Origin of the sequence: Microbacterium sp. SA39 (assembly GCF_000967865.1) — a bacterium.
Classification (GTDB): Bacteria; Actinomycetota; Actinomycetes; order Actinomycetales; family Microbacteriaceae; genus Microbacterium.
This window is the reverse complement of record NZ_JXRU01000039.1, coordinates 357312-382404: the sequence shown is the minus strand read 5'-3', so window position 1 is coordinate 382404 and position 25093 is coordinate 357312. Positions and strand designations below refer to the sequence as shown.

The 25093-nt window shown below is 66.7% G+C and carries 28 protein-coding genes; 10 read left to right on the top strand and 18 right to left on the bottom strand.

Features of this window, described 5'->3' with window-relative positions:
* Positions 1-17: 17 nt before the first annotated feature.
* The 6 genes from RS85_RS19135 to RS85_RS18240 form a co-directional block, all read right to left on the bottom strand.
* Entirely contained in the window at positions 18-569 is a 552-nt protein-coding gene (locus RS85_RS19135; RefSeq protein WP_152642464.1) for a CPBP family intramembrane glutamic endopeptidase, read from the bottom strand.
* A complete protein-coding gene (locus RS85_RS19800; protein WP_160298656.1) occupies positions 548-706 on the bottom strand; it encodes a hypothetical protein in 159 nt (52 codons plus the stop codon). The genes RS85_RS19135 and RS85_RS19800 overlap by 22 nt, the downstream gene beginning before the upstream one ends.
* A 346-nt stretch (positions 707-1052) precedes the next feature.
* A complete protein-coding gene (locus RS85_RS20225; RefSeq protein WP_160298655.1) occupies positions 1053-1190 on the bottom strand; it encodes a hypothetical protein in 138 nt (45 codons plus the stop codon).
* Between the two features lie 44 nt (positions 1191-1234).
* Positions 1235-2575: an aspartate aminotransferase family protein gene (locus tag RS85_RS18250; protein ID WP_046014846.1), complete on the bottom strand. Its 1341-nt coding sequence runs from the start codon at positions 2573-2575 to the stop codon at positions 1235-1237.
* A 47-nt stretch (positions 2576-2622) separates the two neighbouring features.
* On the bottom strand, positions 2623-4341 hold the full coding sequence (locus tag RS85_RS18245; protein ID WP_235282485.1) for a glycoside hydrolase family 3 protein: 1719 nt from the start codon (positions 4339-4341) through the stop codon (positions 2623-2625).
* Positions 4342-4439: 98 nt separating this feature from the next.
* On the bottom strand, positions 4440-5714 hold the full coding sequence (locus RS85_RS18240) for an MFS transporter (protein ID WP_082087711.1): 1275 nt from the start codon (positions 5712-5714) through the stop codon (positions 4440-4442).
* A gap of 96 nt (positions 5715-5810) precedes the next feature.
* On the opposite strand from RS85_RS18240, the gene RS85_RS19130 reads away from it, so the two are divergent.
* Together RS85_RS19130 and RS85_RS18230 are read left to right on the top strand one after the other, a co-directional pair.
* Positions 5811-7121, top strand: a complete 1311-nt coding sequence (locus RS85_RS19130) for a TetR/AcrR family transcriptional regulator (protein ID WP_052703646.1) — start codon at positions 5811-5813, stop codon at positions 7119-7121.
* Positions 7122-7207: 86 nt separating this feature from the next.
* Positions 7208-7432, top strand: a complete 225-nt coding sequence (locus RS85_RS18230; protein WP_046014843.1) for an RNA-binding S4 domain-containing protein — start codon at positions 7208-7210, stop codon at positions 7430-7432.
* Between the two features lie 10 nt (positions 7433-7442).
* Here the strand turns inward: RS85_RS18230 and RS85_RS18225 are convergent, their stop codons facing one another.
* Both RS85_RS18225 and RS85_RS18220 read right to left on the bottom strand, forming a co-directional pair.
* A complete protein-coding gene (locus RS85_RS18225; RefSeq protein WP_046014842.1) occupies positions 7443-7940 on the bottom strand; it encodes a hypothetical protein in 498 nt (165 codons plus the stop codon).
* A gap of 45 nt (positions 7941-7985) precedes the next feature.
* Positions 7986-8525 carry a hypothetical protein gene (locus RS85_RS18220; protein WP_052703645.1) on the bottom strand — a complete coding sequence of 180 codons (540 nt, stop codon included), beginning with the start codon at positions 8523-8525 and terminating at the stop codon, positions 7986-7988.
* Between the two features lie 326 nt (positions 8526-8851).
* Between RS85_RS18220 and RS85_RS18215 the strand changes: the two genes are divergently transcribed.
* From RS85_RS18215 to RS85_RS18195, 5 genes are all read left to right on the top strand, one after another.
* Entirely contained in the window at positions 8852-9307 is a 456-nt protein-coding gene (locus RS85_RS18215; RefSeq protein WP_052703644.1) for a hypothetical protein, read from the top strand.
* Positions 9308-9451: 144 nt separating this feature from the next.
* Positions 9452-9886: a GPP34 family phosphoprotein gene (locus RS85_RS18210; protein ID WP_052703643.1), complete on the top strand. Its 435-nt coding sequence runs from the start codon at positions 9452-9454 to the stop codon at positions 9884-9886.
* A gap of 115 nt (positions 9887-10001) precedes the next feature.
* Positions 10002-10784, top strand: a complete 783-nt coding sequence (locus RS85_RS18205; RefSeq protein WP_046014840.1) for a DUF222 domain-containing protein — start codon at positions 10002-10004, stop codon at positions 10782-10784.
* A 40-nt stretch (positions 10785-10824) separates the two neighbouring features.
* Positions 10825-11472: an HNH endonuclease signature motif containing protein gene (locus tag RS85_RS18200; protein ID WP_052703642.1), complete on the top strand. Its 648-nt coding sequence runs from the start codon at positions 10825-10827 to the stop codon at positions 11470-11472.
* A gap of 41 nt (positions 11473-11513) precedes the next feature.
* Complete coding sequence (locus tag RS85_RS18195) at positions 11514-12134, top strand: cyclodeaminase/cyclohydrolase family protein (RefSeq protein WP_046014839.1); 621 nt, start codon at positions 11514-11516, stop codon at positions 12132-12134.
* On the opposite strand, the gene RS85_RS18190 is transcribed toward RS85_RS18195, so the two are convergent.
* From RS85_RS18190 to RS85_RS18150, 9 genes are all read right to left on the bottom strand, one after another.
* Positions 12120-13574: a glycoside hydrolase family 1 protein gene (locus tag RS85_RS18190; RefSeq protein WP_046014838.1), complete on the bottom strand. Its 1455-nt coding sequence runs from the start codon at positions 13572-13574 to the stop codon at positions 12120-12122. The two genes, RS85_RS18195 and RS85_RS18190, sit on opposite strands and share 15 nt — an antisense overlap.
* Before the next feature lies 1 nt (position 13575).
* A complete protein-coding gene (locus RS85_RS18185) occupies positions 13576-13938 on the bottom strand; it encodes a tautomerase family protein (RefSeq protein WP_046014837.1) in 363 nt (120 codons plus the stop codon).
* A gap of 42 nt (positions 13939-13980) precedes the next feature.
* Entirely contained in the window at positions 13981-14934 is a 954-nt protein-coding gene (locus RS85_RS18180) for an aldo/keto reductase (protein WP_200894869.1), read from the bottom strand.
* A 2-nt stretch (positions 14935-14936) separates the two neighbouring features.
* Positions 14937-15707, bottom strand: a complete 771-nt coding sequence (locus tag RS85_RS18175) for a VOC family protein (protein ID WP_082087709.1) — start codon at positions 15705-15707, stop codon at positions 14937-14939.
* A 105-nt stretch (positions 15708-15812) separates the two neighbouring features.
* Positions 15813-17057, bottom strand: a complete 1245-nt coding sequence (locus tag RS85_RS18170) for an ROK family transcriptional regulator (RefSeq protein WP_046014835.1) — start codon at positions 17055-17057, stop codon at positions 15813-15815.
* Complete coding sequence (locus tag RS85_RS18165) at positions 17054-17836, bottom strand: substrate-binding domain-containing protein (protein WP_052703641.1); 783 nt, start codon at positions 17834-17836, stop codon at positions 17054-17056. The genes RS85_RS18170 and RS85_RS18165 overlap by 4 nt, the downstream gene beginning before the upstream one ends.
* A 48-nt stretch (positions 17837-17884) precedes the next feature.
* Positions 17885-18673: a carbohydrate ABC transporter permease gene (locus RS85_RS18160; protein ID WP_046014833.1), complete on the bottom strand. Its 789-nt coding sequence runs from the start codon at positions 18671-18673 to the stop codon at positions 17885-17887.
* The gene (locus tag RS85_RS18155) at positions 18666-19643 is read right to left on the bottom strand and encodes a carbohydrate ABC transporter permease (protein ID WP_046014832.1); all 978 of its coding nucleotides are present in this window, start codon (positions 19641-19643) and stop codon (positions 18666-18668) included. Before RS85_RS18155 ends, RS85_RS18160 begins: the two co-directional genes overlap by 8 nt.
* A 37-nt stretch (positions 19644-19680) precedes the next feature.
* Positions 19681-21054 carry an ABC transporter substrate-binding protein gene (locus tag RS85_RS18150; protein ID WP_046014831.1) on the bottom strand — a complete coding sequence of 458 codons (1374 nt, stop codon included), beginning with the start codon at positions 21052-21054 and terminating at the stop codon, positions 19681-19683.
* Positions 21055-21248: 194 nt separating this feature from the next.
* Between RS85_RS18150 and RS85_RS18145 the strand changes: the two genes are divergently transcribed.
* On the top strand, positions 21249-22136 hold the full coding sequence (locus tag RS85_RS18145) for a PhzF family phenazine biosynthesis protein (RefSeq protein ID WP_046014830.1): 888 nt from the start codon (positions 21249-21251) through the stop codon (positions 22134-22136).
* Here the strand turns inward: RS85_RS18145 and RS85_RS18140 are convergent.
* Positions 22105-23079 carry a DMT family transporter gene (locus RS85_RS18140; RefSeq protein WP_046014829.1) on the bottom strand — a complete coding sequence of 325 codons (975 nt, stop codon included), beginning with the start codon at positions 23077-23079 and terminating at the stop codon, positions 22105-22107. The genes RS85_RS18145 and RS85_RS18140 overlap by 32 nt on opposite strands.
* Before the next feature lie 33 nt (positions 23080-23112).
* Here RS85_RS18140 and RS85_RS18135 point away from each other — a divergent pair, with 33 nt between their 5' ends.
* Entirely contained in the window at positions 23113-23706 is a 594-nt protein-coding gene (locus RS85_RS18135; RefSeq protein ID WP_046014828.1) for a TetR/AcrR family transcriptional regulator, read from the top strand.
* Between the two features lie 79 nt (positions 23707-23785).
* The gene (locus tag RS85_RS18130) at positions 23786-25024 is read left to right on the top strand and encodes a Fic family protein (RefSeq protein WP_052703640.1); all 1239 of its coding nucleotides are present in this window, start codon (positions 23786-23788) and stop codon (positions 25022-25024) included.
* Positions 25025-25093 lie beyond the last annotated feature (69 nt).

The window sequence follows — 25093 nt, the reverse complement described above, 5'->3', positions numbered from 1 at the left end:
CACCGGTGGACCCGTCGTCAGTTCGCGACGACGGGTCCGCCTGCGGCAACACGGCTGCGGCGAGCGCGCACCGCTCCCACGATGACCAGCGCGATGGCGACGAAGGCCCCGAGGTTGAAGAGCAGGAAGCCGACCACATGCAGCGTTCCTGCCAGAGGGAGGGCGCTCACGTCGAGGTCGAGCGCGAGGTCCCAGAGTGCGTGGAGAAGGATCGGCACCAGGAGCGTGCCGGACACCCGCAGCGCGAGGTAGAGCGTGGCGCCCATCAGCGACGCGGTGAACGCCTGAAGGAGTGTCGAGTCGAGCGGCTCACCGCCGATGACGCCCACGAGATGCATGAGCCCGAAAGCCGCGGACGTGATCAGCATGACCGCCAACTCGGGAACTCGTGAGCCGCGCAGGCCCGACAGCAGCACACCACGGAACATGAGGTCCTCGACCAGGCCGACCGCGAGAGCGAACAAGACCTTGCCCAACAGGGCCACCGCACCGAGGCTCACCATCACCTCGGCCGAAAACCCCAGGCACGCGAGGGTCACGACCGCGATCAGCACGACGGGGCGCCCCACGCCCACGCCACGCGGTCGGGCTTGACGAAGATCGTCCTCGTCCAGCCGAGGAAGTACACCGCCGCCAGAAGAGCGAGGGCGAAGGCGCCGATGATGAGGCGTCCGAACCACTCCGGAGAATCGTCAGGCCGCAGCACATTCGAGGCTACATATGCTGTGACGAAGAACGCGAGCACGACGGCGGCAGTCTTCCAGCGCAGCGGGACGCGGTGGCCGCGTTCGTTCTGAGTCGTACGGTTGCTCGGGTCGTGCGGAGTCGTGCGGTGGTTCCTGTCCTGGTGAAGCAGTGAGAAGACGCGCCGCACCGACTGCGCGAGCGCCGTGCGTAGCGTACGGACGTCGCGTTCACACTCATTCGGAGGACTGTGGATGCCGCTGTGATCTGCTGGGAGTTCGACTGTGTCGGCCGGGGGGCCGGCGCCGTCGATCCTCAGCCGCCTGGTCCCTCACCAGGTGGCCGGGTGGGTGAGACCCCTCTGCGTCTCACCCACCCCCTCCTCCACGGTCCGTCCGAACGCGACGGATCACCCTCCCGGGTGCGATGTCGGGCACGACGAGCACGCCCGCCTCGGCCAGTAGGCGGTCGGCGTCGCGGGTGGTCGGGCCGTTGACGCCCTCCAAGGCCGCCTGCTCACGGTGAACTCGCGCCGGCGGTGTGGCCGGATTCAGGCCTCGATGTCGATGATGATCTCCTTCACCGTCTCGATGTAAGACGCGATGTCGTCGTCGGTCATCGCCAGCGACAGCGAGAACTCACCACGGGCGACGGGGAAGAAGCCTCGATTCGCAAGTTCGAGCGAGAATGTCTGTGTCTTCTCGGCATCGACGTTGCGCCAGTGATCGCGTTGGGTCTGCACGGTCATCCCTGGCTGCACGCAATACGCATAGGCGAGAGACGAGTAGCCGCTCCCGAAGATCGTGAACGGGCTTTTCCGTGCGGCGGTCCACTCACCCACCTCGGACAGGATGCGTGCGGCCATGGAGTTGAGACGGTCGTACGCCACTTCGTCGAGTGCGGTCATGCACGCGATGCCGGCAATCAGCGCGAGCCGGTGCCCGTGGTGCGTCCCGGAGATCGGCACGCGGCCGTCGGCAAGCACTCTCATGATGTCTGCGCGGCCACCGATTGCCCCGAGCGGTAGCCCGCCGCCGATGATCTTTCCCATCACGGTGATGTCCGCATCGATACCGTATGTGTTCTGCATGCCGTGGAACGAGGCCCGCAGGGTCATCGTCTCGTCGATGACGAGCAGGATGCCGAGTTCCGCGGTGACACGACGTAGCATCTGGACGAAGTCCTCGCGCAGGACGACGTGGCCGCCTGCGCCGCTTTCGAGTTCGACGATGACGCAGGCGAGTTCGTCGGCGTGATCGCGGAGGATCCGTTCGGTTCCTGCGTCGTCGTTCTGCGTGAGCATGACCACGTGCTCGACGACCGCGGCGGGGATGCCTTCACTGTCGGCGACCGGGCGGGGGTTGCTGTCGGACCCGTATTCCTCTCCGCCGTGCGGGTGGGCGGACACGCTGACCGGGTCGGTGAAGCCGTGGTAGCCCCCTTCGAACTTCGCGATCAGGGTTCTTCCCGTGAATGCGCGCGCAACGCGAACGGCACTCATCACGGACTCTGACGCTGAACACGAGAACTGCACCATGTCGATCGAGGCGACGCGGTCGATGAGGATCCGCGCCAGTTCCGCTTCCTCCGCGACCGGGTTGCCGAACGACGTCCCCGAGGGTATGGCCGTGACGAGCGCATCGCTGATCGCCTGGTTGCCGTGACCCAGGATGTTGACGGTGAAGTTGTTGTTCAGGTCCAGGAGTCGGTGACCGTCGACCGTGTCGATGTAGGCACCGTGGCCGCTCTCGACGAACACGGCGTGCGGGCCGAAGTTGAAGGATGTGCGGCTGTATCCGCCGGGGATCACCGCCCGTCCTTCCGCGGTGAGCCGCGCAGATGTCGCGAACTTCTCGCTGAAGCGACGAGCGGCGGATTCGAGCGTGAGCAATGTGGTCTCCTTGGTCGGTCTCGGTGGCGGGGTTGGGGTTGGTGTGATCAGGCCGGGGTGGTGCGACGGGCCGGGAAGGTGAGTCCATGGCCGAACGCGAATAGCGGATCGACGGTGTCGAAAGGCACGTCGGGACGAGATGAGACGACCGCCTCCATGCTGGACGGGATGTCGAAGGGCAGTCGGCCCCTGGGGGCATCGTGGCCGGTGAGGACGTCGAGGAGCGCGGTGGGGGCCGCTCCGAAATTCGCGATGACGGCAGCTGCCGAGTCGACGATCGGGCTGAGGATGGCGGGCCGGTCGAGAAAGACGTCGACGATGGTGGGCACGTGGACGGCGACGCGATCGATGTGATCGATCAGGTCGGCGGAGAACTCGAGCGATCCGGCATGGAAGTAGTTCTCGAACGACGTGGAGCGTTTCTCGAACGGGGCGTGGATGCGCAGGATGGCGACGTCTGCGTCAGAGGGCTCGTCGACAACGATGCCGTACTGCGAGGCGACGGCCGCGTTGATTCCCTCGACGTAGAGCCGGAGCCCGGAGGCCAGCGGAAGGATCGGACCGGCTGCCGTCTCGCGATTGGTGAGCAACGTCAGCGATGCGCGTTGCGCCCGTAGACCGGCCTCCAGAAACTCGGGTGCTCCGACGACCCGGGCTGCGCGAGCTTCGTCCACGTAGGGATCGTCGAACAGTCCGAGGGTGAACTTCTCGCGAAGAAGCCTGCGGGCTGATTCGTCGAGCCGATCCTCCGTGATCTCGCCGGCTCTGACCAGCTCCACAAGCACGTCGGGAGTGGCTTCGCCGCCGAGTTGATCGACGCCGGCATCGATGGCTTTCCGCATTCGCTCGGGCGGAGTCAGGTGCTCGACGCCCCAGGCGCGCGCGGGGAACGGTTCGTCGTCGACGACGGCGTCGGTGAGAAGCCCCCAGTCGGTGCAGACGATGCCGTCGAACCCGAGCTTCTCCCGCAGCAGCGTGGTGATCACGGACTTGTTGAAGCCGAAGCCGACCTCTTCGTGCTCGGTTCCCACCGGCATGCCGTAGTACGGCATCATCTGCGTCGTCCCCGCGGCGATCGCGGCGATGAACGGCTTGAGATGATGGTCGAACATCCCTCCCGGGTAGACCTGCTCGCGGCCGTAGGCGAAGTGCGGATCCTCACCGTCCTTTTGCGGACCGCCTCCGGGGAAGTGCTTGGTCATGGTGGCGACCGAGTTCGTGCCGAGCTCGGTCCCCTGGAAGCCGCGGATGTATGAGGTCACGAGCCGGCTGGTCAGCTCGGCATCTTCACCGAACGTATCCAACTGCCGCGCCCATCGCGGCTCCGTCGCGAGGTCGACCTGCGGGTGCAGTGCCACTCGGATGCCTACGGCCATGTACTCCTGCCGGGCGATGTCGGCGAACTGCTCCACCAGTTCCGGGTCTTGGGTCGCCGCCAGGCCGAGAGCCTCCGGCCAGACGGAGAACGAACCGGCCAGGAGGCCGGCCAGAGGGTTGTCGCTGTAGGAGTTACGCGGATCAGTCGAGATCGTCACAGGGATGCCGAGTCGGGTTCCCGCCGCCAACCGCTGGATGTTGTTGTTCCATGCCGCCATGGCCTCCGGGGTGCCGCCGGTGAGCAGATTGAAGTGATTCATGTGGCGGCCAACCACGTACTCGCTGTTGGAGGGGAGATCGAACTCCCTGTCGCCATCGGAGAGATCCCCGTCCGGGCCCATCGTGATCATCGTGTGGAAGAACAGGCCCGCCTTCTCCTCGAGGGTCATCTGCCTGAGCAGAATCTCCACTCGCTCCGCAACGCTCCGGCCCGTATCGAAGTAGCTCCTGTCGACCTCGGTATGTTCCTGATTCCAGAGACGCTGCATCACTTGGTTCCTTTCACGCGGTAGACGACGAAGGCGCCCGCGAGAGCGGCCGCGGCACCCAGCAGGTAGAAGAGTGAGTAGCCGCCGATCGCGGTGGTGGCGCCGAACCCGATGACAGCGGGGGCGATAGCGGGCGCGATGGACTGCGGCAAGGCGTTGGCGATGTTGATCACGCCGAGGTCCTTCGCGGTGTCCTCGACGTCGGGCAGCACCTGTGTCGCCAGGGCCAGAGAGACCGAGAGGAAGGAGCCGATGCCGAATCCGATCAGGCCCTGTCCGAGGATCACGGTGCTCACGTCGGGTGCGAAGGCGAGGACCACGAGGCCTGCAACCATGATGAGTCCGGCGGCGAGCACGAACGGCTTTCGGCGGTTGAACCGGTCCGAGAGGTACCCCGCGAGCGGTCCTGAGATCGCTTGTGCTCCGACGGCGGCGAGGTTGGCGATGAGGATGACCGTGATCGCGTCGCTCTCGGAGAGGCCGAAGTCGTCGGTGAGATACAGCGGGAGGAAGGTCGCGACCCCGGCGTACCCGAACATCACCAAGAACGTTGTGAGCCACGTCCAGCCGAAGTCGGGGTTCTTGCGGGGGTTGAACGCGAAGGAGCCGATGAACTCCTTGAAGCCGTACCGATCGGCAGGGCGGACCAGACGAACACTGTCCTTCAGCAGAAGAGCGAAGAGGACGGTGAAGGCCAATCCGATCGCGCCGGGCACCGCGAATCGAGTGAGGTCGGAATCCAGGAAGTTGACCGCGAACGTTCCGCCGAGAATCCCCAGCGAGGTCGTGATGCCGATGATCCCGGATGCCAGACCACGGCGCCAGACGGGGACCCTGTCGGCGATGGTGGCGTTGAGTGCGGAGAGAGCACCGTTGAGGGATGCCTGAACGAGGCACCACCCGGCGAGCACCACCCAGACGTTGGGGGCGAGACCGATCACGACGAGGGCTCCGAACCCGATCGCTGTTCCCCCGATCAGCCACGGGCGGCGCATCCCGAACCGGGACATCGTGCGATCTGAGAGCCGCCCCACGAGCGGGTTGAAGATGATCGCGAAGAGGCTTCCGACACCCATCACCAGGCTGAGCGCCCCGAGGGATTCCTCGCGGCTCGACGTGACGTGATTCAGTTTGAACGCGAGTGAAACGAAGACCGGTGTCAGAACAGCCAGGTAGATGCCGAAGTTCGCCAGACCCAGGGTGGGCAGATAGGCCGCGGAGACGGGGCCCACAGGTAGGGACCGAGTGGGGGGTGGCGTGGACTGCTCTGTCACGGTGTGCTCCTCAGATTTTCAGACGGAAGGTGTGGTGCTTACTGTAACTGAATATAGACGCGTTAGTAACTGAAAATAGAGTCGAATGTAACTATCATGTTTCACGCTCGTGACAGGATGGTGAGCGTGAGGAGCGCGCAAGAGACCAGAGCCGACGCTGCTTGGCGGACCCGGCAGAGCATCCTGCACGAAGGCCGACGCGCCTTCGCGGAGGATGATGTGCTGTCGGTGTCGGTCCAGAACATCGCGGATCGAGTCGGGATATCGCGCCCTGGTCTCTTGAAGCACTTCGCCTCGAAGGAAGCGTTGCTGGACGCGGTCGCTCTCGTTTTCGCCGATGAGACCAGCCTTGCCATGGGATCGGAGGCCCTGTCGAGTGGCGTGGCGGAACGGCTGTGGGATCAGGTCGACGGATACGCGGCGCTGTCGGCGATTCTCCTTTCTCGCGCGATGACCGGGCCCGATCGCGCCGCGGCGATGGCACATCATCAACGTCTCCTCTCGACCTCACCGATCGGACCTGAACTCGTCTCTCGGCCGAGTTCAGCGACCGATGAAGGCTCGGTCTCCGACGACGTGCGACTTCAGGTGGCCGTCTGGGAGGGATTTTCAGTGATGAGTCGTTACCTCCCCGAAATGAATCCTCCCGCTCTCTTCGCACGCGGGATCGAGAGAGGTGATGAATTCAAATCCGTGACGCCGAACATCCGGCCGCCCGCCTTAGCGCTTGACACCCTCCTCTTGGATCGCACCGGATACGAACCCGGGCATCGTCGGCGTGAAGCGATCGTGTCGGACGCCATAGCGATATTCGCCGAGAACGGGTTCGGAGGAACCACGATGAAGGAGATCTCGGAGCGGGTCAATGTGGCGCCTTCCACACTTCGGCACCACTTCTCCAGCAAGACCGAACTCTTCGCTGAAGTGATGCGGCAACGCGATAACGCGCTGGTCGCCAGGCGCGCGGGCGTCCTCCTCGATCCCGCGGAGGAACTGCTCGCCATCGGAGCAGAGGCGACTCGTGACGCTGAGGTGGAAAGCGGACTGATCGGGTTGTACGCCGTGCTATCCACGGAGGCAGTTTCGCCGAAGCATCCGGTCCACAGATATTTTCAGGAAAGGTTCGTCCGCACCATCGCCTACTTCGAGAACCTGTTCGCCCGTACAGCCTCGGACCGCGGACTCGACCTAGATGCTCGATTTGAAGCAATCTGGCTCATCGCTCTCTGGGACGGTTTGCAGTATCAATCCATGCTGGAAGAAGTATTCACTCCGTTCGACCTGCCCCGCATCCTCGGTGCGCACATCTCGGAGGTTCTCCAGCGGGGTGAATCCGGCATCTCGTCCGCGGCTGCCGACAGTTCAATCGAGGGAACCGAAGTCCATCGCGACGCAGAGGGTCTGTGACGGCTCCCCGAACCAGCGACATCCGCTGCCGCCGGTTCGCCGCTTCGTCGACGCCTGAGAAGCGGTCCGGCGGATACGATTCAGAGATGACGAACACGGATCCTGACGACGTCTCCATCGGCGGCGAGATGATCCGCCTCGGACAGTTCCTGAAGTACTCGGGACTCCTCGACTCCGGCGGCGACGCCAAGGAGGTCGTGATCGACGGCTACGTCATGGTCAACGGCGAGGTCGACCGCCGCCGGGGCCGACAGCTGCACGACGGCGATCTCGTGACCTTCGAGGGACGCACGGTGCGGGTCCGGCCCTGACTGCCTGCTGCTAGAAGGTGCCGTTGAACTGCAGGTTGCCGACGAGGACGGTCTCGACCGTGTCGGGCGCCACGGTGATCGTGTAAGTGCTCCCGGCCGGGAACGGCCCGGTGATCTGCACGTTGCCGATGTCGCCCGATTCCGCTCCGGCAGGCAGTGCTATCCGGTTCATCAGGGTGACGACGTTGCGCTCACGGAACGCCGTCCAGTTGGCTGAAGCGTTCACCAGCGTGTCCGCGATCCCGTCGATCTCCGGAAGGAAGATCGTGATCCGGAGCGAGTTGATCGGGTAGCCGACCGTCGAGGTCGCGCCGTTGTAGTTGGTGCCAGCCAGGAAGATTCCGGCATCCGCGAAGGCGTTGCCGGTGAGAAACAGCGTGCCGCCGTCCTGCGTGGAGGCCGCGGCCATAGGCGTGGCGACGGCGGCGGCGATCACGGGCAGGCTCCACGCGGTGCCTCGCAGGAGGCTCCGGCGATCGAGCCCGTGAGACTCGTCTGATCCGCGCATGGTTCCCCCCATTTACGCCCCGTGTGTTTTTACAGTGTAAGTCGATCACCAGCCCAGGAGTGCGAGGGCGCCGGTCGCGGCGGCAGCGACGGCGCCCGTCCACAGCACGATCGCGATGACCTGCCAGAGGATGACCCACTCTTTGCGCACACCGGATGCGACGAAGAACGCGGCCGTGAGCATGGTCGGTAGAGCGAGGGGCGCGATGAGGCTCGCACCGGGAACACCGAACCGCACCAGCCAGCGTCCGAGCTTTTCCCGGCCTTTGGACTTGTGCGTCGAGGTCGAGCCTGCGTCGCCGGACGACTCGCCGAGGTCTCTGTCGCCCGTCACGGTCGTCAGGGACGACGCGGTCGAACCCGAGCCGACGGCGGCAGTCGCCCGCTGAGACTCGGCGCGCGCGGCGCGCCGCGTCACGATGCTGCCGCGAACGCGCGAACTGAGCAGCACCACCGCGATCACGCACAGGATGTTCCCCGCCATCGCGGCGATCGCCGCGACGATCGGGTTGATGCCGGCGATGATGCCGAACGCAGCTGCTCCCTCGCCCTCGATGTAGGGGATGGCCGCGACCGCCGCGACCATCAACGGCTGAAGGATGTCGGGGACCTGATCGATGAAGTCCTGCAGTCAGGGGTACGGGTTGTCCATGTCTCTTCTCACTCGATGTCGGGCGCCGGGAGTCGGCATCCGCCTTCAGACGCAGTCAAGACTGTGTTCTCAGAACAGGGGTCAAGCCCGATCAAGACTGACAACGCCACGCGCAGATCGAGGCCGTCGGGTTCGAGAGCGGCGCGAACTCCAGCCAGGCACTGCTCGCGATCGATGCCGACCTCGCAGCGAGCATCGATCGCCAGCAGCGTGCGCGCGCACAGATCCGGGCCATCCTCGAGGGGGCGACGGCGACCGACGTGCCGGCCGGGTTCGAAGACGTCGCAGGAAAGCTGTCCGGACCCAACCGGTCACTCATGCTGGTCTACTCGCAGCTGTACGACGAGTCGGCCATGTCGGATGTCAAGAAGATGGTCCAGGACGAGCCCGACGACATGAACGATGAGTTCGATGCCCTCCCGGCCGACGCCGACGAGGCCACCCGCGAGCGCATCGCCGTCGCCCTCGCCCCGCAGCTCGCGCAGCACATCTCCGACTACCCCTGGCTGATGCAGCCCGCCGAGCACCTTTCCAAGGGCATGCGGGTGACGCAGGAGACGTTCATCGAGACGGTCAGGGAGCTGTACAACGAGGCGCAGCTTCACGTCCTGGCACGCGCGACCATTCTTGCGGCGGGAGCGGAGACCGCCTCCGCGCCGACAGACGACGCAACACCCGACGGAACGCCCGACGAAGGAGAATCGCATGTCCGATGACCTCGAACCCCAGTCCGCAGCGGAGGCGGGAAGCACTACCGATGCCGCGCGGATGTCGCGGGATCCGCTGCTCATCGAAGATGTGCTGCTTTTGCTCTTCCAGCCGATTCCGGGTCGATCGCGGGCGAGAACATCCTCTTCTACGTGCTCGGCGGCGCAGTGCTCACCGACCTCGCCCTCATCGGGCGGGCCGAAGCCGAGAAGCGCGCCCTCTGGACACGCGTCGAGGCGATCGGCGACGGTGCCATGCCAGATGTCCTGCTCGACCCGGCGTGGTCGTACCTGGCGGAAAAGCCGCGAGAGCGGCGGGCGTCGCTGATCGAGCGGGTGCGCGCCGCCCTCATCGACGGCGAGACGCCCGACCCGCGCACCGCGGCGAGCATCGCGCTGCTCTCCGCGAGCGGCACGCTGCCGCAGTTCCACGCGGAGATCCCGTGCAACGGTGACGTCTACACCCGCGGCAAGGAACTCGAGCGGGGTGACTGGGGTGCCGCCGCGGCATCCTCCGCAGTCGCCCGCACGACGAACGCGGTCATCGCGAATGCCGTCATCGCGGCGACCGTGCTGCCGCGGAACTGAGGGAGCACCCGCGCTGAGCTCTCGGCCGAACTGCCGTTGGCGCTCGTGCGCCGGGTTCTGTGACGAGGCAAGCTAGGATACTGCCATATTAGTACATATGTTCTAATATGGAGGTATGGCCCAGCGCACCGATCTCGACCTCGATCTGGAGGAGCGGCGTCGCGTGCTGGAGACGTGGGTGGAGAAGAAGCGCCAGATCGCGGTCCTCGAGGCCGAGGCGATGGAGGTGCTGGTCGAGCAGATCTGCTTCCACGAGTCGGATGTCGCGGGGAACGGGTTCCACCGAGATGCGATCCACCGGTCGATGGTGGCGGAGTTCGCCGCCGCGTCGCGGATCCCGACGGGGTCTGTCGAGTACGCGTTCGCCGATGCCCTGGTGGTGTCGACGGCGTTGCCGGAGGTGCGGGCGGCGTTCGCGGCCGGGCGGGTGAGTGTCGGGCATGTGCGGGAGATCGTGCGAGCCAGTGCGATCGTGTCGGAAGCGATCCGCAACAAGAAGGTCGACCCCGACGTGATGGGCCTCTACGAGACCGCGGTGCTGGTGTTCGCCGAACGCGAGACCGCGGCGCGCACGAGGGCGCATGCGAAGCAGGTCGCCGCGGCCCTGGTCGGGGAGACGGTCACCGACCGGCACAAGAGGGCAGCTGCGGAACGCTGCGTGAAGGTCCGCTCCGTCGGCGACGGGCTCGCCCTGCTGACCGCGGTGCTCCCGGAGTGGGCAGCCAACGCGATCGCCGACCGGTTGAACCGAATGGCCCGCCAGGTCATGAACACGCGCGATGATCGGGAACCGGTGCTCGACCCGTGGGCGTTCGACGAGTCCGGCGAGGGGCTCACCGTGGACGACTTCGCCCCGGACGACCCGAACTTCGATCCCTACGAACTTCGATCCCTATGAGGATGCCTTCGTCGACCCCTACGTCGTCTCCGGCGACGGAGTGATCTGCAGTGGTGACACGTTCGCCCTGGACCCGGAGGACGACGTCGAGCACATCCCCGCAGATACCCGGACGTGGGATCAGGTGCAAGCGGATCTGTTCGCCGATCTGCTGCTCACCGCCGACCCCAGTGCGGCCCACGGCGACGGTCTCGACAACGTCCAGGGCCGAGTGCAGGTCACGATCGCGGCTTCCACGCTCGCCGGTGCGGATGATCGACCCGCGGAGCTCGACGGGTACGGCCCGATCCACCCCGGCATCGCCCGAGAGCTCGCCGGGCGCAACACGGGGTGGAGCCGACTGTTCCTCGACCCGGACGGGATGGTGCGGGAGACCGACACCTACACGCCGACGGAGGGGATGCGACGGTTCCTGCGCGCCCGAGACCAGCACTGCCGATTCCCCGGATGCCGGATGCCCGTGCACCGCTGCGACGTCGACCACACCTACGACCATGCCCGAGGTGGTCAGACGCGGGTCGACAACCTCGCCCACCTCTGCCGGTCACACCACACCCTCAAGCACCCCGATGTCCCCGACGCGCACCGCTGGACCGCACGCCAACGCCCAGACGGCACCATCACCTGGCGCAGCCCTCTCGGACACACCTACGAAGACAGCACCCCACGCCGCGTCATGTTCGTCTGACTCAGGCGCGGACCGCGCGACGCCGGGTTAGTGTTGCGCCCATGGACCATGACGCCGACGTGCCGACATCCACACCGCTCGACGGGTGGCTGGCCGAGCTCGCTCAGCCGAACGGAGCTCCCGGTGGGGGCTCGGCATCCGGCGTGATGCTGGGGATCGCGGCATCCCTGCTGCGCATGGTCGCCGAGTACACCCCCGACGATCCGCGCGCGGAGGAATGTGGCCGCCGACTCGCCCGCACCCGAGAAGAGGTGCTGGCCGCCGTCCAGTCGGACGGCGTCTTGTCCGCGACCTTCGGGGCAGCACTCGGACTGCCGGCAGACGACCCGGACCGCGATCGTCGAGTGCGGGATGCGGCGCTCGATGCGGCCGAATCGTCCACACGGCTCGGTGCCATCGGAATCCGGTTGCTCCCTGAACTTCGCCTGCTCGCCGAGATCGGCAACCCGAACCTGCTGGCCGATCTCGCGGTGGCCGTCGAGGCGCTTCGCGCCGGTCTGTCCGGCGCGATCATCAACCTCCGTTCGAACCTGCGGATCGCCCGCAAACACGACGCTCCAGAAGAGGCGCTGACGGACCTCGACGCTGATCAGTCACGCCTCGGCGAGACCGCGCGCGAGATCGGTCACCTCGCCGGAGACCTCTCGTCACGCCTCGGGTGAGCGCGATGCCGACGAGCTGAACGCCGGTGAGCGCCCCAACGCACCGCCCAAGAAGGTCGAGAACCAGAGAGCGCTGTCTTTCGGGGTGCGCACCTGCGTGTCGTAGTCGACGTGCACGATGCCGAAGCGTCGGCTGTATCCCCAGGACCATTCGAAGTTGTCCATCAACGTCCACGCGAAGTACCCGCCGAGGGGCAGACCGCGCGCGACCGCCTCACGGCACGCGGCGACGTGATCGCGCAAGTAGTCGGTGCGCTCCACATCGTGGATGCGACCGTCTCCCGAGACGACGTCCTCGTAGGCCGACCCGTTCTCGGTGATGTACAGCGGGAGCTCCGGTGCACGCTCGTTCGCCATCTCCAGCACATCGAGCATCGCGTCGGGATGGATCTCCCAGCCCATCTGGGTACGGGGTGCGCCGCTCCCGACGAACACCACGCTCTCGCTGCCGGGGTACGCGCTGGGCGCCGTCGCGGTCGCCGCCGCGCCGGCGGCATCCGTCGACACCGCCACGGATTCCTTCGCCTCAGCCGCGACGGTATGACGGCTGTAGAAGTTGATGCCGAGGAAGTCGTTCGGAGCGGCGATGACCGCGAGGTCCTCAGAGGTCACGTTCTCGGCGAACCACCGCGTCTCGCCCAGGTCGTCGACCACATCCTGAGGGTAGACGCCCCGGAGCACCGGGTCGAGGAACAGACGATTGCTGAGCCCATCGATGCGCCGGGCTGCCTCGAGGTCTGCGTCCGACTCGCTCGCGGCGCGCACCGAGTACAGGTTCAGCGTGATACCCGCCTTCGCCTCGGGCCGGCGCGCACGGATCTCCTGCATCGCGAGACCATGACCGAGCAACAGATGATGCGCGGCGTGCGCTGACTGTGACCCCTCATGCCGCCCCGGCGCGTGATGACCGCTCGCGTACCCGAGGAACGCCGAGCACCAGGGCTCGTTCAAGGTGATCCAATTCGAGACCAGGTCGCCCAGCCCATCGACCGCGAGCGCTGAATACTCGGCGAAGCGGTGGGCGGTGTCGCGCTCGAGCCAGCCGCCGCGATCCTCCAGCTGCTGGGGCAGATCCCAGTGGTAGAGGGTCGCCCAAGGCGTGATGCCGCGTTCGAGCAGGGCGTCGGAGAGACGGCGGTAGAAGTCGATTCCCGCGTGGTTGACGGCACCGGACCCCGTCGGCTGCACGCGCGGCCACGCTATCGAGAACCGGTACGCGTCGACGCCGAGGTCGGCCATGAGCGCGACATCCTCGCCGAACCGGTGGTAGTGATCGTCGGCGATGTCGCCCGTGTCACTGCCCACGATCGCCCCCGGCGTGCGGCTGAACGCGTCCCAGATACTCGGCAGCCGCCCGTCTTCGTTCGCGGCCCCCTCGATCTGGTACGACGCGGTCGCCGTCCCCCACACGAAGGATGCCGGGAAGTCCACGCGCTGCACGTCAGGCCTCCTTCGACGGAGCGAGCCAGTCGCCGTCGCCGTTCTCGGACAGCGCGATGAGGATGTCGTCGCGTTTGATGCCGAGCGCTGCGAGCCGGTCGGCGATCAACTCTGCACCGCGCTGTTTGACCTCCGGACTGTAGCCGGTGTAAGCCAGGATCTGCACGAAGACGACGTCCGTGCGGTCGGCGTCGGGGAACGTACGGCTGTAGAACAGATCGCCCGGCTGATGCACCTGGAAGATCTGGAACAGGTCATCGGCAGGCATCTCCCAGCCGTCGACGAGCGCACTGTGGATCGCCTCGCTCATCTGCGGGCGGAGAGCCGCGAGCGGTTCATGGATGTCAACGCGGACGAGGGGCATCAGGGTCTCTCTTTCAGTTCGAGGGATGCGCAGGATGGGAGGTCAGCGGGCGGATGCCGCGTCGAGCCAGTGCTCGGGCGCAGGGAGGAGCGCTTCGAGCTCGTCCCAGAAGGCCTCGGGAAGGTCGGCCGTCGCAGCCTGGATCGTGGTCTCGATACGAGCGGGCTTGCTGATGCCGACGATCGTAGTGGCGAAGCGCGGGTCGCGGGTCGAGAAGCGGATCGCCGCGGTCGCGAGGTCAGTGTCCCATCGGCGGCAGGCGTCGCGCATCGCGGAGATCCCGCGGAGCGTCTCCGGCGGTGCGGAACGGTAGCCGTAGTCCGTTCGCGTTCCCGTCATATCGGCGAGGATGCCTCCGCCGAGAACGGCGGCATTGACGGTCGCCACGCCGAGCTCCCGGGCTCGATCGAGAAGGGGACCGGCGCTGCGGTCGACCAACGTCCACCGGTTGTGCACGAGGAGCACCTCGAACACCCCCAGTTCGAGGTAGCGGGCCAGCTCGTGGACGTCACCGCCCGCGAGACCGATGTGACCGATGTCGCCGCTGGCGCGTGCGTCGACCAGTGCGTCGACCGCTCCTCCCGGCTTCGTCATCTCGGCGAAGTCGTGGAACTCGGGGTCGTGCAGATGCACCAGCGGCAGCGGCGCGACGCCGAGGCGCTCGCTGCTCTCGGCGAGCGATCGGCGCACTCGCTCGCCACTGTAGTCGGAGCCCGCGGCATCCACCTTCGTGATCACGAGCACGTCGTCCGGCACCCCGCCGTATTCCGTGATCCCGCGTCCGATCCGCCTCTCGCTCTCGCCCCCCGAGTATCCGTTGGAGGTGTCGATGGTGCGGATGTCGCTGTCGAGCACGGTCTTCACGAGAGCGACCGCGGCATCCTCCGTCACCTCGTAGCCGAAGTTCTCCGGCATGCTGCCCAGGGGACCGCCGCCGAGCGTGATCGGACTGACCGCGAGCCCGGTCGAGCCGAGCGGGTTCAGGCTCCAGCGCATGCTCAGTCCTCGCCGATCGCCTGGACGAGCTGGTCGGCGTCGACGTAGAGGCGGTGGCCGTGCGCGGATCCGACGGCCTTCGCCGCAGCTGGCGCCGCACCCTCCAGCTCGACGGCGAGGAAACCAGGAGCAGTGAGCTGCGGCTCGCGCAACTCGACCTCGACCTTGCCGAACTCGAAGATCTCGAGCGAGCTGTCACCCGACCGCAGGTAGGTGATCTCGAAGCCGCGGGTGTCGCTGGGCTGGTGGATGCCGCCCATGAGCGTGTACCCGAGCTCGCCGAAGTACTCGTGCGCGGCGTGCGCATCGGCGACGGTCTCGGCGACATGGTCGAACCGGGGGCGGTCGGGGTCGCCGAGTCCCCAATCCTGGTCGACAGCATCCCGGTCGTACACCTCGTGGTACTGCAGCGCTCCCTCCACGAGCTCGACCAGGGTGCCGTCGGGGTCGTAGAAGAAGGTGATCCACACGTCGCCCTCGGCGTGGATCGGCTCGAGCTGGAAGGGCACGCCGGCGGCCTGAAGCGCGGCGACGCGCGCCTGAAGGTCGGAGACCTTGAAGCCGATGTGGCGGAACCCGGCCTGCAGGTCGTCGGCGATCCAGGAGGTCTCCGCCGGGGCCTCGATCTTCACGAGCTTGATGGTGGCGGTGACGGCGTCCAAGACGGCGCCCTCCTCGGTGACCTCGCGCGCTTCGACGCCGAGGTGGCGGGTGTAGAAGTCGACCGAGCGCGCGACGTCGGTGACGTTGATCAGAACGGAGGTGATGGCCATGGCCAGTCCTTTCTTCGGGGCCGGAGCCCGGTGGAAACAGCTTTGTGCCTTTAAGGCAGTTAGTTCGACAGAGGGAGAAGGGAGGAAGTGCCCGATGGGCCGGCGTCAGGTCTGGGCAGAGGCTCCCGCGACGGGACGGTCGAGTCGCGCGTGCGGGGTGAGCACGTGCTGCAGGGCGAGGGATGCGGCGCCGACCGCGGCCGCGTCGAGTCCGGGGTCGGACAGTTCGACCGAGACGCCGTGCAGGTCACGCGTGCGCGCATGCGATGCGATGTGCTCGCGGATGTGCCGGACGTAGATGGCACCGGCGTCTGCGAAACCGGGGCCGGCGAGATAGATCCGGTCAAGGTCGAGCAGATTCACCACCGACAGCATCGCCGCGGCCACGTATCGTGCCGAGCGCTCGATCAGAGCGAGACACCCCGCCTCTCCTCGAGCGGCGGCGCGGGCGATCTGATCGAAGTCATGGCGCAGATTGCGCTCACCACCCGTGATCGACAGCGCGGCCGCGAGCTCCGGATCGCCCAGCGCCTGAGCGACGACGGCACGCGGTGCCGCGAGCATCTCGAGGCAGCCGCGCGAACCGCACCAGCACGGCGGACCGTCGATGTCGAGCACCATGTGACCGATCTCGCCGACGTTCGACGAGGAGCCGCGGCTGAGGTTGCCGTTGGCCATCAACCCCAGGCCGAAGCCGTTCGACATGTAGAGCGTCGCGAAGTCCTGCGTCGCCGGCATCCGCCCCGCCCAGAATTGACCCAATGCGGCACACGATGCATCGTTGTCGCGCACGACCGGCAGACCGATCTGCGACTCGAGGGCCTCCTGGACGGCGAAGGACTCCCAGTCGTCCACGGTGAGCGACAGGCGCTCCGCGCCGCCGCGGATGTCGAGACCGGCGCCCGCGACGCCGACGCCCACGACGCCCGCGACCGGGATGTCGAGGTCCTGGAACAGCTGATCGAGCTCCTCCGCCATGCGGGCGAGCACGACGCTCGGCGCGGCCTGCCGGATGCCGGGCGTCACGACCTGCCCGACGACGTTGCCGCCGAGGTCGGTCACCACATAGGTGAGGCGCGCGTCATCGAGCGACACTCCGACAGCGAACCGTGACGGCAGGTTGAGCTCGATGAGACTCGGGCGCTTGCCGCCCGTGGAGTCACCGAAACCTGTCTCGACGATGAGTCCTTCGTCGATCAGCGACTTGATGATGCGCGTGATCGACGTCGCCGTCAGACCGGACATGTCCGCCAGCTCGATGCGGCTCACGATGCCGCTGGAGCGGATGAGGTCGAGCACCGCGCTGCGGGTGTTCTCCGACGACGGGCCCAGCCGCCGTGCGACGCTCACGTGCTCTCCCGGAGGACGACGAACGGATGCGGGGCGTCATCCGAGCCGGCGGGAGCCCCGTCGACGGCTTTCAGCATCCGGGCCCCCAGCAGGGCGCCGATCTCGCTTCCTCGTCGGTTGACCGCGGTGATCGACGGGCTCGTGCTCCGACACAACGAGGAGTCGGTCCACGACACGATCGCGACGTCATCGGGCACGCGGATGCCACGAGCCGAGAAGGCCGCGAGCACAGCGGCGGCGTGCACGTCGCTGTCGAACAACAGCGTCGCCGGCTCCTTCTCGACCACGCTCAGTGCCGCGATGACGGCGGCATCCGACGCCCGATCGGTGTTCACGACCTCGAAACGCTCGGAGGCGACCGCTGCCCGCGAACGCGCCGTGAAGGAGTCTGTGGGTCCGACGATGTAGACGACCCGATCGTGGCCGCGGCCTTGGAGGAAATCGGCGACCACGGTCACAGACGCGGCGACGTCGACCACGATGGAGGAGAAGTCACCCGAGTCGCCGGCATCCACCACCGCGACGAAGGGAAGGCCGAGCATGTCGAGAAGACCGGCCCGGGGGTCGTGCCGCCCGGCCCCGAGCAACGCGACGCCGGCGATACCCTCGGATTCCGCCCAGTGACGGTACATCCGCTCCTCCGACGCGTTGTCGTGGACGACACGGGTGAACAGCCCCAGGCCTTCGGCGATGAGCGGTTCGGCGAGCGAATGGACGAGCGCAGCGACGAAATGATCATCGGCGCTGCCGGCCGGAATAGCGAGACCGATGCCCGTCATTCGGTCCCCTCCTCGTTGCGTGGTGATGGCGTTCATCCTATGTCCCGCCTACTTGATGGCACCCGCCGCCATACCCCGCTCGAACTGCTTCTGAAGCGCGACGTAGGCGACGATCGTGGGGATGGCGGTGACGACGGCGGCGGCGAGCACCTTGGGAATGTCGTCGTTGTACTGGCGGCGGAAGAACTCGGGAAGAAGCGTGACCACGCCCATGTCGTCGTTGATCAGGAACACCTTCGGCAGCAGATAGGCGTTCCACGAGTTGATGAGCACGAGCACGACGAGCGTGACCGCGATCGGCCGGGCGAGCGGCAGGAGCACAGAGCGGAACATGCGCCAGGTGCTCGCGCCGTCGAGCCGCGCCGCCTCGAACAGCGTGTCGGGGATGCCGTCGATGTAGCCGCGGGCGATCAGCACCGTGAACGGAATCTGCAGGGCCGCCATCGGCAGGATCACCGACCAGAAGGTGCCGAGCAGGCCTAGAGCCACCGCGGTCGAGTAGAGCGGCGCGATGAGCACGACCTCTGGCAGGGTGAGTGCCGCCATCATGAGCCAGAAGAACAGCTCCTTGTTGCGGATGCGCAGCTTGGAGAACCCGAAGGCGGCCATCATCGTGGCGACGTAGACGATGACGATCGACACGGCCGCGATGAAGGCCGAGTTGGCGAAGAATCGGAAGAAGCCGGGAACCGAGACCACGGCAGCATAGTTGCCCCACCCCGACCCCTCGAACGACTTCGCCACCATCGTCCAGATCGGGATCACGAAGGGGATCACCGCGATCGTCAGCAGAACCTGCAACACGACACGAGCCGTGACCGAGCGCGTCTCAAACATCGGCGACCACTTCCTTCCTGATCTTCTCCTGCCGCTCTCGCGAGCGCAGCTGGATGATGACGGATGTCACGACAGCGATCACGAGCAGGATGATCGACAGCGCCGAGGCGTAGCCGAGGTTGCGGTCGGAGCTCGCGGTCTCGGAGTAGATCATCGTGCCGAGGAAGGCCGAGGAGTTCGCCGGCCCACCCTGCGTGATGAGCCAGACGTTGTCGAACAGCTTCAGCGCGGTGATGAGGTTGAGGATCGCCAGCGAGATCGTGATGGGGCGCACGCTGGGCAGGACGAGGGAGAACAGCACTCGGAAGTTTCCGGCGCCGTCCATCCGGCCAGCCTCCAGCATCTCGGGGTCCACCTGCGTCATCGCCCCGTAATAGAGGATGAAGCCGAAGCCGATCGAGCCCCAGCATCCGACCAGGATCACGACCAGGAGCGACGTCGTGGACTGGCCTATCCAGGACTGGGGGAGGAAGCCGAGACCGAGGGATTCGAGCAGGGAGTTCACCGTGCCGTTCGACTGCCACACCTGGATGTGCGCGGGGGCGAGCGTCGCCGGAGCCACGACGACCGGGATGACGATGATCACCTTGTAGACGTTCGCGAGGAACACCCTCGAGTGCAGGGCTGCGGCGAACATCACTCCCCCGATGACCTGCACGGCGAAGACGACCACGAAGTAGACCACGGTGTTGCGGATGGCCGTCCAGAAGACCGGGTCTGTGAAGGCGTCGACGTAGTTCTCCGCACCCACCGGCGTCATCCTCTGTCGCCCGCCACCCCAGTCGAAGAACGACAGGTAGCCGGAGTAGACGATGCTGTAGTAGATCAGACCCACCGAGACGATGAGCCCCGGGAGGATCCAGCGGAACCCGCCGGGGAGGAGGTTCGGGCGCTTGCGGCCCGTCACCCCTCCCCTCTTGCGGATGTCGGGACTCGCCGTGTTGAGCCGCAGCTCATCGGTCGATGTCATCGGAGTCTCTCTCACTCGATCGGATGCCGGTCCGCGCTCACTCGTCGCCGACGGAGCTCGGCTCGGCCGTGGCCTGCATCTGCGCGGCGATCTCCTCGATCGACATCTTCACCGTCGGGTCGAGTATCTGCTGGATCGCGATGACGATGGCGTCCAGGGTCGTCTCGGTCGTCAACAGCTGACGCGACTGCGTCGAGGCCGTGCTGTCGGTGATCAGCTGCTCGATCGCCGGCTGTTGCACCTCGTTGTCGACGAGGGTGATGGCCGACCAGTCGGGCTCGACGCCCTGGAGAGCCGGGAGCAGGTCGATCGCGTTCGCGACGTTCTGCTGGCCGTCCTCGCTCATGGTCATCCAGCGCACGAAGGTCTTGGCTGCGGCGATGTTGGGCGAGTCGGAGTTGATCGCGAGGCCGTAGTCGACCTCACCGAAAGGCTCCGAGCCGTTGCCCTTGCCTGCCACGTCGGGGAACTCCGCAGGCAGCTGCACGAAGCAGGTGGGGTCGGCGACACCGGCGGCCTCCATCGACGCGGCGCACGACTCGGCGCCGGCGTACTGGGTGTACCAGAAGCCCATCTGCACCATCGCCGCGTCGCCGCGCATGAATGCCTCGTTGGCGAGTGGATACTGCGGCCCGTCGAGGGCGTTCGACTCGATGATGCCGTCATCGCGCATGTCGGCGATGATCTGCAGGATCTCCACGCCCTGCGGGTCGTCCCACTTCGCCTCGCCGGTGGCGGCCTTGATGAAGAAGTCGGGATCGACCGAGTTGGCGATCGCGTGGAACATCTCGCTCGGGAATGTGTCCTCGCCCCCGGCACCCATCGTGAAGCAGGTCTTGCCGATCGCGGAGATCTTCGCGCAGGCGTCGACCCAGGAGTCGTAGTCGGTGGGAACCTCGGCGCCGGCCCCGTCGAAGATGTCCTCGTTGTACCAGAGGAAGCCGGCCGACATCCCTCCCAGCGGGAGCGACACCTGCGTGCCCTCGGAGTCCCTGAGCTGTTCGGCATACCCGCCGGCGAACGACGACTCCCAGTCGTCGCCGAGAGTCTCCTCGGCGAGCGGAGCGAGATCGATCGCGTAGGGACCCCACGTGTCGGGCGTGCCACCCGCGGCCGAGAGGTCGAAGACATCCGGACCCTTGCCCGACTCGAGCGCCGAGACGATCGTGTTGCGGAAGTCGACGTTCTCGAAGTTGCGGTAGGTCACCGTGATGTCGGGGTACTCCTCGTTGAACGCGGCGATGTAGCGCTCGGCGACGGGAGTGTCGGGCGTCCAGCCCCACCAGGTGACCTCGCCGGAGTCGGCGGGGGCGGCGTCGGCGTCGCCTGCCGCTCCCCCGGCGCAACCGGCGAGAACGATCGCAGCGGTCGCCGCAAGAGCGGCACAGGACAGATAGCGGGTCTTCTTCATTGCAGATCCTCACTTCGTTGTAATGAGCTGACGGAGGCCCGGATCATGCGGATCTCAGGACCTGACCTGGCCAACGATAAGTCGCGAAGATCATCGGCACAAGTACTTACACACATTTTGTTAGTTAGTTTCTCTGGCCACCTCCGTGTGTTGCTACGCTGAAGCCCTTGTCCAGGAAGCCGGAGGATCACTTCATGAACGTGCCCTTCTTCTGGGTGGACGTCTTCGCAGCCACTCCCCTGACGGGGAATCCGCTCGCGCTCGTTCCGGATGCCGACGCCCTGTCGACCGAGACGATGCAGGCCATCGCGCGGGAGTTCAACCAGTCGGAGACGACGTTCCTGGTGCCCCCGTCCATAACGGGGGCCGACCACCGGCTCCGGTCGTTCACGCCTGGTGGGTTCGAAGTGCTGGGCGCGGGACACAACGCGATGGGCGCGTGGCTGTGGCTGGCCCTCTCGAATCGACTCGACGAGGGCCGCGAGCAGTACGTGCAACAGATCGGCGACGAGCTGCTGCCCGTCGCCGTCACTCGCGACGAATCGGGCGGTGTCGTCGTCACGATGCAGCAGTCGGAGCCGCGTTTCCTGACGGCGGTCGGCGCGGATGCCGGCGGCGCTCTCGCCCGCGCCCTGGGGCTCGATGCGACCGCCCTCAGCGATCGCGCGGCGGAGGTCGTCTCGACCGGTGCCGAGCATCTGCTGGTTCCCGCGCAGAACAGGGAAGCCGTCGATGCGGCTCAGCCCGATACGGCAGCGCTCCGCTCCTTCCTCGCCGAGGTCGGCGCCGAGGGCTGCTACGTCTACACGACGGATGCCGACCCGGCATCCGGTGTCGATGCTTACGCGCGCTTCTTCAATCCGACGGTCGGGATCGCGGAGGATCCGGCGACCGGGACGGCAGCCGGACCCCTCGCCGCCCTTCTCGTGCGGGACGGCCTCGCGGCCGAGGGCACGTCGATCACCGTGGAGCAGGGGACTGTGCTCGGACGTCCGAGCCGCCTCGGGCTGCGGGTCGAGGGATCCGTCGTGACGATCTCGGGCTCGGGGATCATCGTCGCCGAGGGAGTTCTGCGCCTCTGACCTGGTCGGCCTCGGTGCGGTCGCTCGCCGCGTTGTCCTGCACCCGGGCGGCGCGCGCCTCGGACACGAGGACCATTCCCACGCCCACGCCGCAGAGCAGGAAGCCTAGGACCGTCACGATCGTGACGCTCTCGCCGAGGAGCAGCGCTCCGGCGACCGCCGTGAACGGGGCGATGAGGAACAGCAGCGCGTTGAGCGCCGTGATGCCGATCCGGCGCAGCAGCCACCAGTACAGGCCGTAGGCGGAGAGCGTCGGGAAGACTGCGGCGAGCGCTGTCGCGATCCAGAACGACGCCGACGCCGGCGGCGCCAGGGTGCCGGTCGCGGCGGCGAGCACCACGAGGGCCACCGCTGTGACCGTCGCATGCACGGTCAGCGTCGTCAGCACGCGGGTGGGTGCGGTCGAGCGACGCTGGATGATCGTGCCGACGATGAGGCACGCCATCGCGACCGCGAGCAGCAGGTAGACCAGCGGATGCGCATCGGACTGGCCGAACTGCGACTGCACGACGAACACGACGCCGAGGGCCCCCACGATCAGGCCGACCCACTGCATGCCGCGCACCCTGAGGCCGAGGAGCGGGCCGACGAGCATCGCGATCACGAGCGGCTGCACGGCGTCGATCAGAGCGACCGTGCCTGTGGCGATGCCTGCGGCGAGCGCGGCATAGACGGCGGTGCAGTAGCCGAACTGCGAGAACAGCCCGATGGTCGCCTGCCTCCGCAGATCGGATGCCGTCACCTCGCGAGCGGCACCCGAGGCGGCGAAGACGATCAGCAGGATCGCCGTGAGCGGCACGAACCGCCAGACGAGCAGTGTCAAAGGTTCGACATCGACGGTCGCGATCGCGGCGATGAGGAACCCCGAGCTCCAGGTGACCACGAATGCGACGGCGGCCGCCACGGTGAGCGCTGTGCCGAGTATACCGATCTGTTTACTCATGGTCTTGACTATACAGGTTGGTATACTCGGCGCATGACCCGGCCCGTTCCCGAGCTCGCTCCCCTCACTCCCGGCGCGCGCCGTGTGCTCGATGCGGCATCCGAGCTCTTCTACGAACGCGGCATCCACGCGGTCGGCGTCGACACCATCGCCGAGGCGGCCGGGGTCACCAAGAAGACGCTCTACGACCGGTTCGGCTCGAAGGAGGCGCTGGTCGTCGCGTACCTCCAGCACCGCGATGCGCGCTGGCGCGGCTTCGTGGCCGAGCGGCTTGCGCTCTCTGCGGAGCCGGGCGTCGAGCGGATCCTGACGATCTTCGACGCCTCCGAGTCCTGGGCCGGCGACAACAGCTCCAAGGGATGCAGTGCGATCAACGCGCGCGCCGAGATCGGCGACGGCCACGACGGCCACCCCGTCTTCCCCGAGGTGTCGCGCCAGAAGGTGTGGCTGCTCGACCTCTTCGAGGAGCTCTGCCGCGAGGCCGGTATCGACGACCCGCGTGAGATGGCGCGCGCCCTGATGCTGCTCTACGAAGGCGCGATCGTGACCGTCGGGATGGAGACGTTCGCGAATCCGTTCCCTACGGCGCGGAAGGTCGCCAAGACGCTGCTCGGTCAGGCGCGGTGATCGCGCCTCGGCGCCGGAAGTGCGGGAACTCCGATCTGTTACCAACAGATAACGGACTAAGTGTTGGTAAGATGAGTTCATGCCCACACCTGTCGGCAACACCATCCCGGTCGAACCGGTCGCGCTCGAGACCTTCGACTGGACGCCTCGCGCGCCGCAGATGCACTCCCGCGCCGAGGTCGAGCGGCAGACCGGATCCTATGAAGCGGCGATCACGCCCTCGATAGCGGCTTGGGCTCCTCGCCTATCAAGCGAAGATTCCACGGATGTGGAGGATGCGACTCGACAGTTGGTCGCGTTCGACCAGCATGCGCAGCGCACTCTCGGCAGCGGCAACCCAGCATTGGGGCCGATGACAGCGATCCTGCTGCGCACAGAGTCAGCGTCGAGCTCACAGATCGAGCATCTGACCACATCCGCGAAGCAGCTCGCCCTGGCCGAGATCGACGAGAGCGACAAGGCGAACGCACTGACCGTCATCGGCAACGTCCGTGCCATGGAAGCTGCACTGCAGTTGGCCGATGCCATCAGCGCTGACTCGATTCTCGCCACACACCGGGCGCTGATGCTTCATCAGCGCGGTTTCGATCCGGTCGATGCTGGCCGGTTCCGGTCCGAGCAGGTGTGGATCGGGCCCGGGGATGCCGGGCCCCGGACGGCCGACTTCGTCGCTCCGCACCACGACCGTATCCCCGATGCCATTGCCGACCTCGTCGCACTCATCCGACGCCAGGACCTGCCGGTGCTCGTTCAGGTCGCCGTCGCGCACGCGCAGTTCGAGACCATCCACCCGTTCCCCGATGGGAACGGCCGAACCGGACGCGCCCTCGCTCAGTCGATCCTTCGCAACAAAGGGCTCGTCGGCTCGACCGCAGTGCCGATCTCGGCCGGCCTTCTCGTCGATGTCGACAGATATTTCGGTGCACTGTCCTCCTTCCGCGAGGGGGACGCCGGTCCGATCATCCGCGAGTTCGCGATGGCGAGCCGCATCGCTGCGACCACCGGCACGAAGCTTGTCGACGACCTCGCCGCGCAACTCGCGGAATCCCGCTCGAAGATGAAAGGGATCCGCTCCGACGCTGCCGCATGGAAGCTTCTGCCGACCCTTGTCGGCCAGCCCGCCGTGAACACGAGGTATCTGATGAACGAGCTCGGATTCGGGGAGATGGCCGCTCTTCGTGCGCTCGACGTGCTCGTCGACCGTGGGGTCCTGACCGAGACGACGGGCAAGAGCCGCGGGCGCGTCTGGCAGCACCACGGCATCTTCGAGGTGCTCGACGACTACGCCGCGCAGATTCGCCGAATGTCTGCGCGCTGATCGTACGAGAAGCGGGTGGGGTCGGCATCGCTGCCCACCCCACCCGCATTCCTCCGGTCGCGTGCTCCG